This is a genomic window from Halorarius litoreus (assembly GCF_024362405.1).
Classification (GTDB): Archaea; Halobacteriota; Halobacteria; order Halobacteriales; family Haloarculaceae; genus Halorarius; species Halorarius litoreus.
In genome coordinates this window covers 3,201,543-3,213,236 of record NZ_CP101454.1, presented here as the reverse complement: position 1 = coordinate 3,213,236, position 11,694 = coordinate 3,201,543, and the positions used below count along the sequence as shown (strand labels likewise).

Annotated in this window: 17 protein-coding genes; 6 read left to right on the top strand and 11 right to left on the bottom strand. The window is 67.1% G+C overall.

Translation table 11 applies throughout. The annotated features are described in order from the left end of the window. Positions 1-59 precede the first annotated feature (59 nt). Positions 60-548 carry a CopD family protein gene (locus NL126_RS17005; protein WP_255196077.1) on the top strand — a complete coding sequence of 163 codons (489 nt, stop codon included), beginning with the start codon at positions 60-62 and terminating at the stop codon, positions 546-548. Here the strand turns inward: NL126_RS17005 and NL126_RS17000 are convergent. From NL126_RS17000 to NL126_RS16990, 3 genes are all read right to left on the bottom strand, one after another. Then, positions 545-2,152, bottom strand: a complete 1,608-nt coding sequence (locus NL126_RS17000) for a GMC family oxidoreductase (protein WP_255196076.1) — start codon at positions 2,150-2,152, stop codon at positions 545-547. The two genes, NL126_RS17005 and NL126_RS17000, sit on opposite strands and share 4 nt — an antisense overlap. After that, the gene (locus NL126_RS16995; protein ID WP_255196075.1) at positions 2,149-2,697 is read right to left on the bottom strand and encodes a gluconate 2-dehydrogenase subunit 3 family protein; all 549 of its coding nucleotides are present in this window, start codon (positions 2,695-2,697) and stop codon (positions 2,149-2,151) included. The genes NL126_RS17000 and NL126_RS16995 overlap by 4 nt, the downstream gene beginning before the upstream one ends. Positions 2,698-2,776: 79 nt before the next feature. Beyond that, complete coding sequence (locus NL126_RS16990) at positions 2,777-3,535, bottom strand: fumarylacetoacetate hydrolase family protein (protein WP_255196074.1); 759 nt, start codon at positions 3,533-3,535, stop codon at positions 2,777-2,779. Positions 3,536-3,676: 141 nt separating this feature from the next. Here NL126_RS16990 and NL126_RS16985 point away from each other — a divergent pair, with 141 nt between their 5' ends. Together NL126_RS16985 and NL126_RS16980 are read left to right on the top strand one after the other, a co-directional pair. Beyond that, positions 3,677-4,483 carry an SDR family NAD(P)-dependent oxidoreductase gene (locus tag NL126_RS16985; protein WP_255196073.1) on the top strand — a complete coding sequence of 269 codons (807 nt, stop codon included), beginning with the start codon at positions 3,677-3,679 and terminating at the stop codon, positions 4,481-4,483. Between the two features lie 41 nt (positions 4,484-4,524). Then, positions 4,525-4,989, top strand: coding sequence for a dual specificity protein phosphatase family protein (locus tag NL126_RS16980; protein ID WP_255196072.1), 465 nt, complete (start codon positions 4,525-4,527; stop codon positions 4,987-4,989). 4 nt (positions 4,990-4,993) lie between these two features. On the opposite strand, the gene NL126_RS16975 is transcribed toward NL126_RS16980, so the two are convergent. Genes NL126_RS16975 through NL126_RS16960 form a run of 4 tightly spaced genes read right to left on the bottom strand, consistent with a single transcriptional unit; the run spans position 4,994 to position 6,299 of the window. Beyond that, on the bottom strand, positions 4,994-5,440 hold the full coding sequence (locus NL126_RS16975) for a DUF6653 family protein (protein WP_255196071.1): 447 nt from the start codon (positions 5,438-5,440) through the stop codon (positions 4,994-4,996). A gap of 41 nt (positions 5,441-5,481) precedes the next feature. Further along, complete coding sequence (locus NL126_RS16970; protein ID WP_255196070.1) at positions 5,482-5,904, bottom strand: GNAT family N-acetyltransferase; 423 nt, start codon at positions 5,902-5,904, stop codon at positions 5,482-5,484. A gap of 36 nt (positions 5,905-5,940) precedes the next feature. Further along, positions 5,941-6,126, bottom strand: coding sequence for an HVO_2922 family protein (locus NL126_RS16965; RefSeq protein WP_255196069.1), 186 nt, complete (start codon positions 6,124-6,126; stop codon positions 5,941-5,943). After that, positions 6,123-6,299: a DUF7836 family putative zinc-binding protein gene (locus tag NL126_RS16960; protein WP_255196068.1), complete on the bottom strand. Its 177-nt coding sequence runs from the start codon at positions 6,297-6,299 to the stop codon at positions 6,123-6,125. Before NL126_RS16960 ends, NL126_RS16965 begins: the two co-directional genes overlap by 4 nt. 98 nt (positions 6,300-6,397) lie before the next feature. Between NL126_RS16960 and NL126_RS16955 the strand changes: the two genes are divergently transcribed. The 3 genes from NL126_RS16955 to NL126_RS16945 all read left to right on the top strand — a co-directional run bounded on the left by NL126_RS16955 (position 6,398) and on the right by NL126_RS16945 (position 8,109). After that, the gene (locus NL126_RS16955) at positions 6,398-7,123 is read left to right on the top strand and encodes a metal-dependent hydrolase (protein ID WP_255196067.1); all 726 of its coding nucleotides are present in this window, start codon (positions 6,398-6,400) and stop codon (positions 7,121-7,123) included. 63 nt (positions 7,124-7,186) lie between these two features. Further along, positions 7,187-7,588, top strand: coding sequence for an OsmC family protein (locus tag NL126_RS16950; protein ID WP_255196066.1), 402 nt, complete (start codon positions 7,187-7,189; stop codon positions 7,586-7,588). A 65-nt stretch (positions 7,589-7,653) separates the two neighbouring features. Continuing rightward, positions 7,654-8,109, top strand: coding sequence for a DUF5799 family protein (locus tag NL126_RS16945; RefSeq protein ID WP_255196065.1), 456 nt, complete (start codon positions 7,654-7,656; stop codon positions 8,107-8,109). Positions 8,110-8,302: 193 nt separating this feature from the next. Here NL126_RS16945 and NL126_RS16940 read toward each other — a convergent pair whose 3' ends face one another. From NL126_RS16940 to NL126_RS16925, 4 genes are all read right to left on the bottom strand, one after another. Continuing rightward, entirely contained in the window at positions 8,303-9,280 is a 978-nt protein-coding gene (locus tag NL126_RS16940; RefSeq protein WP_255196064.1) for an isocitrate/isopropylmalate dehydrogenase family protein, read from the bottom strand. Further along, complete coding sequence (gene leuD, locus NL126_RS16935) at positions 9,273-9,917, bottom strand: 3-isopropylmalate dehydratase small subunit (protein WP_255196063.1); 645 nt, start codon at positions 9,915-9,917, stop codon at positions 9,273-9,275. The genes NL126_RS16940 and leuD overlap by 8 nt, the downstream gene beginning before the upstream one ends. Then, positions 9,914-11,338: a 3-isopropylmalate dehydratase large subunit gene (leuC, locus tag NL126_RS16930; RefSeq protein ID WP_255196062.1), complete on the bottom strand. Its 1,425-nt coding sequence runs from the start codon at positions 11,336-11,338 to the stop codon at positions 9,914-9,916. Before leuC ends, leuD begins: the two co-directional genes overlap by 4 nt. A gap of 73 nt (positions 11,339-11,411) precedes the next feature. Beyond that, on the bottom strand, positions 11,412-11,693 hold the full coding sequence (locus NL126_RS16925) for a DUF7989 family protein (RefSeq protein ID WP_255196061.1): 282 nt from the start codon (positions 11,691-11,693) through the stop codon (positions 11,412-11,414). Between the last annotated feature and the right edge of the window lies 1 nt (position 11,694).

The following is an 11,694-nucleotide window of genomic DNA, read 5'->3' as shown; positions in this document are numbered from 1 at the left end:
CGGGTCGCAGGTGGCAAAAGAGCGGTAGGTTGACGGTGGGGCCGCCCGCCGTCACGCACATGGACACAGGGTTCGTCGCACTCCAGCTGGGGAACATCGACCTCACCGTCTCGTACGTCGTGCACATGCTGTTCGGCGCGCTGATGAGCGGCGCGGTGCTGTTCTTCGCGTACGGCGTCAACCCGGTCGCCCACGCCGGAAACATGGGGCCGGACACGCTCGCGACCGCCACGTCGAAACTCACGACGGTCACGCGGGCCAGCGCCGTGCTGGTGTTCCTGACTGGCGGTCACCAGGCGGGCGTGCTCTACACGTTCGAGTCACTGACGGGCTCCGGCCGCGGCTACCTCGTGCTCGCGATGCTCGTCCTCTGGCTGGCGATGGTCGCGTTCGTCGAGATGGGTGCCTCGAAACTCCGTGAAGGAACCGACCGCGACAAGGTCCGGACGCCAGCCCGCGAGGCCCGGCCGTTCCTCCGACTCGCCTCCGTCGCGGCGGTACTCGTCCTCGTCGATGCCGGCTTACTCGCCGCCGGCGTCGCCTTCTAGAGCCGCGCGGTCACGTGGTCGGCGCACTTCAGCGCGAGCGCACCGATGGTGAGCGTCGGGTTCATCGACCCCGGGTTCGGGAACGCCGCCGCCGAGGGAAGGTAGAGGTTCGACACGTCGTGCGTCCGGAGGTCGGGACGGACCACTCCCGCCGCGGGGTCGTCGCTCATCCGCGCCGTCCCCGTGTGGTGGAACGCCGGGCCGGTGTTCTCGGGGCCGACCGCCCACCGGATGTCGGCTCCCAGTGCGTCCAGTATCGCCCGCTGAATCTCGTTCGCGCGTTCGAGCGTCCGTCTCGTCCGCGCGTCGAGCGACCACTGCACGTCCGGCACGGGGTTGCCGTGGTCGTCCGTCGTCGACGGGTCGAGCGTGATGCGGTTCTCGATCCGGGGCCGCTGGCCGACGAGGGCACCCATCGCGACGTGGTTCCCGTAGCGCTCGTCGAGTGAGGTGAGCAGCGCGTCGCCCCACTCGTTTGCGGCGAGTGCCTCACCGACCGGGGAGGGACCGGCGTAGTTCAGGAACTCCAGTTTGATGGGTGCGAGGTCGGCATCGGTCGCCGAAATCTCGCGGGTTCCCTGGCCCGGGTCGTCGTAGAACTGGTGGCTCTCGGTCGTGATGAACCCGACGTGCTTCTGTCGGGTCGGCTCGTCGAGGACACCGCCCATCCCCGCAAACAGGTGGTCGGCGAAGTAGCGCCCGACGAGCCCCGAGGAGTTCGCGAGCCCGTCCGGGTGCTGGTCCGAGGCCGAGAGCAACAGCAGGCGAGGAATCTCGACGCCGCCCGCCGCAAGCACGAACACCTCGGCCTCCTGTCGATGCGCCTCGCCGTCGGGTGTCGCATACACCGCCGCGGCCACACGTTTTCCCGACGAATCCGTCTCCAGCCGCTGGACCGGCGCGCGGTCGACCACGCGGACGCCCTTCGCCTCGGCCTGCTCGATGGTGTGGTCGGCGCTGTACTTCGCGCCCGACGCACAGACCGGTTTGCAGGTGCCGTAGCCCACACACGGTGAGCGGCCGTCGTACGCTTCGGAGTTGCGAGCGTTCGGTACTGAGTGGGTCGCCACGCCCACCTGTTCGCACGCCTCGGCGAACAACGAGTCCGAGTACGACGGTGGGAACGCGGGCATCGAGTGTGGCTCCTCGCGCGGCGGCGCGAACGGGTTGTCCGACGCGCCAGCCACGCCGAACGCCCGCTCGGCGTCGAGATAGTACGGTCGGAGGTCCTGGTAATCGAGCGGCCACGCGGAGCCAAGGTTCTCGCCCGAGAAATCCCGTTCGTGGAGTCGCATCACCATCCCCTGCCAGTGGTTGGTGGTGCCGCCGACACCCTTCACCCGCGAGGCGTTCAGCGGGTAGAAGCGGTCGCCAGAGGACGAGAACACGTCGCGTTCGCCACCCATCTCCCAGACCGTGTGATTGGGTACGTCCGGTCGGAGGGCGCGTTCCATCCGCGCTTCGTCCTGGTCGTCGAACCGTGGCCCCGCTTCCAGCACGACCACGTCTGCTCCCCTGTCAGCGAGTCGGTTGGCGACCAGTGCACCCGCGGGGCCTGCCCCGACGACGCAGACGTCCACGTTCGAGGACGGGTGTCGATTCATCGGGGCCCTCGCTGGTAGCTCTCGGTGCCGCCGGGGTGGCCCGGGGGGTTCTCCAGTCCCACGAGCGTCCCACCGGCCGGCGAACTGTACAGCGCGTACAGCAGGTCGTTGACGACGAAGTAGCGGACGCGCTCGGCGATGGTCCCGTCGGGCTGTGCCTCCGCCGTGTGGACGCCCATCTCGTGGAGGAGGTCGTCGCGGTCGGTCGCCGAGAGCGACGCGAACTCGTCGGCGCCGAACCACAGGTCGGCGTGCGTGTCGAGTTCATCCACCGCTTCCCGTACGCTCCGAAGGTGGGCCGGTCGGTCGTCGAGTCGACCGAGCGCGTACGTCTCGACGAACGTGGAAACCCCGTCGACTGCAGAGGGATAAACCACCTCGGCAGTCGCGACGAGTGTGTCGAGAGTGGCCTCGATCGACGGGAGGTCGGACTCGGCGTCGGTGGCCGACTCCAGCGCCGACCGAGAGAACGCGGCCGCGCCGCTCCCCGTCACGATTCCCACCCCCGCGAGCGCCGCGATAGCGTCCCGCCGCGTCAGCTTCACGGACGGGATTAGGCCAGCCTAAACTTATGAGTTTCCTCTCGACGTGCGGCGCTGGTAGCGAGACATCGGCCGTCTCGGCTTACGGGATCCGGACGGTGTTGGTGAGGGTGCCGACCCCTTCGACGAATATCTCGACGGTGTCGCCGTCCGAGAGCGGCCCGACGCCTTCGGGCGTCCCCGTCGAAATCACGTCGCCCGGTTCGAGAGTCATGTACGTCGAAATCTCCTCGACGAGTTCGGGAACGGAGAAGATGAACTGGTCGCGCGTCGACGACTGGGTCACCTCCCCGTTGAGCGTACAGCGCACCTCGGCGTCGGCCGGGACCTCGTCGGGCGTCGCGAGCACCGGCCCGACGGGCGCCGCGTCGTCGAACGCCTTCCCGCGTACCCAGTTCTGCTCGATGCGCTGGTCGTCACGGTTCGAGATGTCGTTGACGCAGGTGAACCCCGCGACGTATGCCATCGCGTCGTCGGCCGACACCTTCGAACACCGCTCGCCGATAACCACCCCCAGTTCGGCTTCGTGGTCGAGTCGCTCCTTGCCGCTCGGAAGCGTCACCGTGTCGCCGTGACTGGCGACCGTGTTCGGCGGCTTGAGGAACAGCAGCGGCCGGTCCGGCACCTCCTTACCCTGCTCGGCGGCGTGGTCGGCGTAGTTCAACCCCACGCAGACGATCTTCGACGGGTCGCAGGGCGGCAGCACGTCGACGGTGTCGACGTCGAACGTCTCTTCACCGGCCAGTCGGCGCCCCTGATGCGGGAACGCGTGGATGTGGTCGTCGACCAGTTCGCCCAACCGGACGTCACCGTCCGGGTCGCGGAAGCGTACCTGTCGCATACTCGTCGGTCGGATGGGTGTCCGTTAAGCGTTTCCTGCCTCGGCAGCCGGCCACGCCTGCTGCCATCCGTACCGCTGCGCTGCAGCGGCGACAGGTACGACGAGCGACAGAACAAAGCCCCTTCGGCGGGCCGACCCTGTATGGACGCACCCGACTTCTCGCTGGAGGGAACGAACGCCGTCGTCACCGGCGCGTCACAGGGCATCGGTCAGGCAATCGCCGAGACGTTCGCCGCCGCGGGGGCGAACGTCGCCATCTGCTCGCGGTCGATGGACCGCGTCGGCCCCGTCGCCGAATCCATCAACGACGCCGACGTACCCGGTCGCGCGTTCGCCGCGGAGTGTGACGTGCGCGAGCGCGACGACGTGGAGGCGTTCTTCGCGGCGGCCGCAGACGAGTTCGGCGGGCTCGACGTCGTCGTGAACAACGCCGGCGGCGAGTTCATCGCCCCGTTCGCCGACATCTCGGAGGGCGGCTGGGAGGCCGTCACCGACCTCAACCTCGGGGGGACCTATCGCTGCTGTCAGGTCGCCGGCGAGTACCTCCGAACTGGTGAAGCAGGCGACGGTGGAACCATCGTCAACATGGCGTCGGTGAACGGCCAGCACCCCGCACCGAACGAGAGCCACTACGGTGCGGCGAAGGCCGCCATCATCCGCTTGACCGAGACGCTCGCCGTCGAGTGGGCGCAGGACGATGTCCGCGTCAACTGCATCGCACCGGGCCTCATCCAGACGCCCGGAGTGGCTGACACGCTCGGCATCGACGAGTCGGACATCCCCGCGCGCTCGGAGACGTATCGCCGAATCGGCTACCCCGAGGAGATCGCCGACCTCGCGGCGTTCCTCGTCTCGCCAGCGGCGTCGTTCGTCACCGGCGAGACGTACACGGCGAAGGGGGTCCCCCGCCCCGGAAATTCGATGAACCACGACCTCGGTCTGAAGTAGGCTGGGCGTGATTTCTCACCGGCTGCTCCGTCTCACGACCCATGTCCGACTCGTCTCCCGACATCCACGTTCGCCCGTTCGGTTACGTCGACCCCGAGCCCGTGATTCGGCGCGTCGGCGACCGTGACCTCTGGGTAGGGAACGTCCACGCTGCGGACGGCGAGCGCCACGACTGCCGGTTCGACTACGTCGTCTCCGCAACGCGCGAGCCACAGCCGCTGACGACACATCACTGCCCGCTCGTCGACGGTACCGACGCCGACTGGAGTCAGTTCGCCCGTGGCGTCGACACCACCCGCGAACTGTATCGGCGCGAGGGGTCGCTGCTCGTCCACTGTACTGCCGGCGTCTCGCGGAGTGCGGCGCTCGCTGCGACGGTGCTCGCGGCCGAGGCGGACCGGCCGCTCCGCACGGCGCTCGACGCGGTCCAGCGAACGCGACCCGTGGCGATGCCACACCCCACGCTTCACCGACTCGCTGTCGAGTATCTCGCGGCGCGGCGCTGACTCCCTACACGTCCGTTCGCTCGATGATCTCGTTGATCCAGAGGAGTTTGAATCCCATCACGAGCACCGTCGCGACGATGGCGTGGACGGGTCGCCGCCGGATGGTCGCCCACCCGAGATACGCCGTAGCCGGTGCGTTCAGGAGGTTGAGGACGTTCGGCCACGAGGTACCGACGGTGCCGTTGCCGGCGGCGAGCCAGGCCTCCTCGGCGCGCACTCCGCGCGTCATCCACGCGCTGTCGTCGTTCGGTGGCGGGAATGCGACGGGGTTCACGACCGTCCAGACAACGGCCGCGACGAGCAGTCGCCAGTTTCGCTGGTAGAGTGCGTAGACGATGACGGGTGTCACAGCCACCCGTGTCCAGCCGCTCCACGGGTTCGCGTGCCGGTCCCAGACCCAGTCAGGGAGCAGCGTGCTCGATTCATCAGCTGGCGAGGACTCGACAGCCATGTGAGACGATACGTCCGGCCACCGGTTAGCGGTGTCGACGGCTACAGCCGCTTGCGCATCGTCCGGTGTGGGATACCCGCGTCCTCGAACTCCTCGCCTTCCACGTCGTAGCCGAGTCGCTCGTAGAACTCGACGACCGGGACCTGAGCGTGGAGGACGACCTCGTCGTACCCGGACTCGCGCCCCCACGATTCGACCGCGTCCATCACGGCCGCACCGTAGCCCTCGCCGCGATGGTCGGCGAGAACCGCGACGCGCTCCACCTTCAGTTCTCCGTCGTGGTCTCTGACGCGTGCGGTCGCGAGCGGCTCGTCGTCGGTCACGAGAAAGTGTGTCGCTTCGTCGTCGAGCCCGTCGACCTCGCGGTCCATCGGCACGTCCTGCTCCTCGACGAACACGCGCGTTCGGATGGCGAGCGCGTCGTCGAACCGGGGGTCCTCGACGTCGAAAACGGCGATGTCCATGTCGGCGGAACGCGGGGGTGAAGAAAGTGATTGTCGCTACTCGTCGACCGATTCGACGGGCGCGTCCGGTGCGTTCTGTTTCACGGAGTCGATACCCTGTCGAGCCTTCTGTGGTGTGGTGTACCCCTCGCCGGAGTCGGCGATGATGTTACCGTTCCGGTGGACGAGTCGCCAGCGGTACTGTCCCTCGCGGTCCCGATACAGTTCGAACGTGGCAGTCATCGTCGTTGGAGCACCTCCAGGTCGCGGTCCGTCCGAGCGAACGCAGACGTGAGCCGCTCGGCGGTACAGGCCGGGCACGCGAACGGCTCGTCTGGGTCTGGCATGTAGGAGGCGTCTTCCTCCCACAGCTTCGCACAGTTCGGGCACGTCAGCTCGGCGAACGCCGCCTGCATAGGGACAGATAGGCTCGCCACAGGGAAAAAGCCACTCGCCGACAGAGCCTTCCGGCGGGTCAACCGTTATGGTCGCCGCGAGTGAATCGAAGGGTGCCATGGAACTCACTTGGCACGGACACTCGACGTGGCACGTCCAGCTCGGAGACACCAATCTCCTCATCGACCCGTTCTTCGACAATCCGAAGACAGAGATGGACCCCGAGGAGGTGGACCCGGACTACGTGCTCATCACGCACGGGCACGCCGACCACATCGCCGACGTCGACCGCTTCCGTGACGCCCACGTCGTCGCCACCCCCGAAATCGTCGGTTACCTCGCTGACGAGTATGGCATCGAGGACAGTACCGGCATGAACCTCGGTGGCACGATCGAACTCGGCGACGCGTTCGTCACGATGGTCCGTGCCGACCACTCGAACGGTATCGACACGGGCTACGGCACGTCCGGCGGGATGCCCGCGGGCTACGTCATCTCCGACTCGAAGCCGACACAGGAGTCCGACCCCGAGTCGACGACGTTCTATCACGCCGGCGACACCAGCCTGATGGTCGAAATGCGCGAGGTCATCGGCCCCTTCCTCGAACCCGACGCAGCGGCACTCCCCATCGGTGACCACTACACGATGGGGCCGACACAGGCTGCCATCGCCGTCGACTGGCTGGACGTCGACTACGCGTTCCCGATGCACTACGACACGTTCCCAGCCATCGAGGTCGACACCGACGACTTCGTCCGCGAGGTGAAGGCGACCGGCAGCGACGCCGAAGTCGTCGTCCTCGATGGCGACGAGAGCTTCACGCTCGACGGCGACGCGTACTGAGATTCGGCCGACCTGACCGACGAGGCATCATTTTTAACCCTGGCGACCCTCGTCCCGGCTGTAATGCCAGCTGACATCGAAGCCAACAGTGTCTGTGAAGAGGGATATACGGTCGTTTCGCGGGTCGGAAACTACGAGCTGACGGTCGACGCGCTCGGCGAGGACGGCCCGACCGCACAGCAGGTACTCGCGGCCGACTACGCCTCCTGTTACATCCCGGCGTTCCGCGTCGCCGGCCAGAAGAACGGCTACGACGACCTCGGACGCGTCGAGATCGACGTGGAGGCGAACCTCGACGATGACGACGACCTCACCGACATCAGCTTCCTCATCAAGGTCGAAGCCGACGTGGACGACGAGGACTACGACACGCTCATCGAGACGGGCGAGGATATCTGTCACGTCCACGACGCACTCAAGGAGGAGCTCCACGCCGACATCTCGATGGAAGCCAACGCGTTCTAACTGCACCACTACCGTTTTCGACTGCGTGCCAAACGCTCAAACCGCCGCCCCACGTAGCTGCCTGTATGTCTAACTGGCAGGACCGAATCATCGGCGCGCGCATGGCCGTCGACAACGACTACTCGCCGACCATCGACAGCTCCAGCTTCTCGCGACAGGAGTGGGGGCTCGTGATGACGGCCGTCGAGTTCGACATCCATAACGCCGACGACCCTGACGAAGCAGAACTGTACGCCGAGACAGGGAAGCTCCGCGACATCATGCCCGAGGTGGAGAACGTCGCGCAGATGCAGTCGATGGGAATGGGTCAGCAGTCCCGACCCGACGACAGCGGCGGCCTCCTCGACAACGTGAAATCGGCGCTCGGCCTGAGCGGTGGTGGTGATGGCTCCGACGAGCCCGACGAGGACCGCATTCGCGAGGCAGAAAGCCTCATCGACGGCTACACGACGAAGCTGCAGGCGCACCTCGAAGCGAACGGCTCGTGGGAGGAAGTGCTCGAAGTGTACCGACAGGAGTGAGCGAGTCGGCGGACGGAATCGCCACGAGACGAACGCCTGCTCGGCATCCGTTCGCGGTGTTCGACCTCTCGTATCAGAAGCCAGGCGCTACCCGGCAGGTGGCGGGTGTCGGTCTTCTCGTCGAGCTCGGTGCGTATCTCGTCTCGCTGGTCGGCAGATCCACCACGACCCGAGACCCGGCGAAAACGGAGTACTACAGCCGGTCGACGATGGCCTCGGTGACGTCCTCGGTGGAGGCGTCGCCGCCGAGGTCGGGCGTGTGCGGGCCGTCGGCCAACACGCCCTCGACCGCCGTTCGGACGGTCGTCGCCTCCTCCTGGTAGCCGAGATGTTCCAGCAGCATCGCGGCGCTGAGAATCGTCGCACAGGGGTTCGAGATGCCCTGTCCGGCGATGTCCGGGGCAGAGCCGTGGACCGGCTCGAACAGCGCGTTGTCGGGGCCGATGTTCGCACTCGGCAGGAGGCCGAGCCCACCGACCAGCCCTGCAGCGAGGTCCGAGAGCATGTCGCCCGCGAGGTTCGGACAGATGACGACGCCGTACTCCTCTGGTCGCAAGAGGAGGTGCATCGCCAGCGCGTCCATCAGCGCCTCGTCGTACTCGTAGCCGCCCTCGTCGGCGACCGCTTCGCAGGCGTCGAGGAACTCGCCGTCGGTGACGCGCATGACGTTCGCCTTGTGCGCGACCGTCACGTCGTCGAAGCCGTTTTCGGCGGCGTACTCGAAGCCGTACTCCGCAATCCGACGCGAGGCGTCCTCGGTGATGACGCGTGTGAGCGTCGTCACGCCGTCGGCGATTTCGCTCTCGATGCCGGTGTAGACGCCCTCGGTGTTCTCGCGGACGAACACGAGATCCGTCTCGGGTCGCAGGGCGTCGACACCCGGATACGCGCGGGCCGGCCGAACGTTCGCGAACGAGCCGACCGCCTCACGGAGCGGGAGGATGACGTCGGCGGCCGTCTCGCCGGCTGCGCCGAACAGCGTCGCGTCGGCGTCGGCCGCGAGGTCGTACGTCTCCTGTGGCAGGGCCTCGCCCTCGGCTTCGAGGACGTGGTCGCCCGCCTCCGCCTCGACGAACGCGAAGTCGCCGACCGTGTCGAGCACGTCGACCGCGGCGGGGACGACCTCCTGCCCGATGCCGTCGCCGGGGATGACCGCGATCTCCTCAGTCATCGGAACTCGTCCGGGTCTCGGGGTTCTTCACGTACGGGAGCGACTCGGCCGTCTTGCGAATCGCCTCGGTGTTCGACTTCATCAGCGCCGTCGTGTCCCAGATGCCCTCGACGAGCGCCTTCCGCTGAGCGTCGTCGACGGTCACGTCGACCGTCGTGTCGCCGTAGGTGACCGTCTCGGCGGCGACATCGACGTCGATCTCACCGTCGGGGTTCGCGTCCACCCAGTCCTGGATGGTTTCGACTGTCTCCTGGTCCGCCGTGACGGTCGGGATGCCGAGCGCGAGGCAGTTGCCCGCGAAGATTTCCGCGAACGACTCGCCGACGATGGCGTCGATGCCCCAGCGCATGAGCGCCTGCGGGGCGTGCTCGCGAGAGGAGCCACAGCCGAAGTTCGAGTTCACCACCAGAACGTTCGCGTCCTGGAACTGCGGCTCGTTGAACGGATGCTCCTTCTCGTTGTCCTCGTCGTCGAACCGGAGGTCGAAGAACGCGAACTCGCCGAGCCCGTCGAACGTGACGACCTTCATGAACCGCGCCGGGATGATCTGGTCGGTGTCGATGTCGTTGCCGCGCACCGGGATGCCAGTCCCTGAGACATCGGTGACCTCGGGAATCTCGGTCTCCGTCTGAGTCATGCTTCCACCTCCTTCTCGGGCAGCTCACGCACGTCCGTCACCTCGCCGGTGACGGCCGCCGCGGCGACCATCTCGGGGGACATCAGGACGGTGCGGCCGTCCTTCGAGCCCTGCCGACCGATGAAGTTCCGATTGGAGGACGAGGCACAGCGCTCGTCGCCCTCAAGCTGGTCGGTGTTCATGCCGAGACACATCGAACAGCCCGCGCCACGCCAGTCGAAGCCGGCTTCGCGGAAGATGTCGTCGAGGCCCTCGGTCTCGGCGGCCGCCTTCACGCGCTGACTGCCGGGGACGACCATCGCACGCACGGAGTCGTGGACCTGTCGGCCCTTGACGATCTCCGCCGCGGCGCGCAGGTCGGGCAGGCGGGCGTTCGTACACGAGCCGAGGAACGCCACGTCGATGTCGTAGCCGTTCATCGTCTGGCCGGGCTCGACCTCCATGTGCGCCTGGCTCATCCGTGCGGTCTCCTGCTTGTCGGCAGGGAGGTCCTCGGGCGCGGGGATGGGCTCGTTGATGCCGACGCCCTGGCCGGGCGTAGTGCCCCAGGTGACGGTCGGCTCGATCTCGGAGCCGTCGATGGTGACGACGTCGTCGTACTCGGCGTCCGCGTCGGAGCGAACGGACTCCCAGTACTCCTTGAGTTCCGCGAACCGCTCCGGGTCGTCGGTGAACTCGTCGGTCCCCTTCAGCCACTCGTAGGTGGTCTCGTCGGGGTTGACGTAGCCCGCACGGGCACCGCCCTCGATGGACATGTTGCAGATGCTCATGCGGCCCTCCATCCCGAGGCTCTCGATGGCCTCACCCGCGTACTCGTAGACGTAGCCGACGCCGCCGTCGGTACCGAGTTCGCGGATGATGGTGAGGATGACGTCCTTCGCGGTGACGCCTTCGCCGAGCTCGCCGGTGACCTCGATCTTCCGCACCTTCTTCTTCTCCATCGCGACCGTCTGGGTCGCGAGCACGTCGCGAATCTGGGAGGTGCCGATCCCGAACGCCAGCGCGCCGAACGCGCCGTGCGTCGAGGTGTGGCTGTCCCCACAGACGATGGTCATGCCGGGCTGGGTGATGCCCTGCTCTGGCCCAATGACGTGGACGATGCCCTGGTTCCCCGTCGTGGGGTCGTCGAACTCGATGCCCGCCGCGCGGACGTTCTCCTCGAGTTCGGCCATCATCTCTTCCGCGGCGGCGTCGCCGAGCGGCCGGGACTGGTCGTCGGTCGGGACGATGTGGTCGACCGTCGCGTGCGTCAGGTCCGGTCGCGCGACCTCGATGTCGCGCTCGCGGAGCATCCCGAACGCCTGGGGACTCGTCACCTCGTGGATGAGGTGAAGGCCGACGAACAGCTGGTCCTGCCCGTTCGGCAGGGTCGTCACCTTGTGGTTCTCCCAGACCTTGTCGTACAGCGTTCCGTCACTCACGCGAACCACCTGGTGAGCGTGAGGTTGAAAGTCGCAGCGAGCGAGCGGAGCCAGCTGGAACGTCTTTCTGAACTCATTCTTCGGCGTTCTCGTCCCCCGCCATGTACGCCGCGTTCGCACTCGGCGCGTTCTTCGGAGGGGTGTGGTCTACGTCTTGCATGGTCTGTTCGTCGTCATCTGGCTCGGCCACGTCGTCGACCTCCTCCACGGGCGCGCCGTCCTCGCCGCCGTCTGCGGCCGCGACCTGCCCGCGGTTGTACGTCTGGGTGTCCCCGAACGTCTCGTTCGTGTAGGGGTTCGTGTGGCTCATCTCGCCCAGCGTCCGGGCATCGGTGTCTCGTGTGTCCTTCGTCATA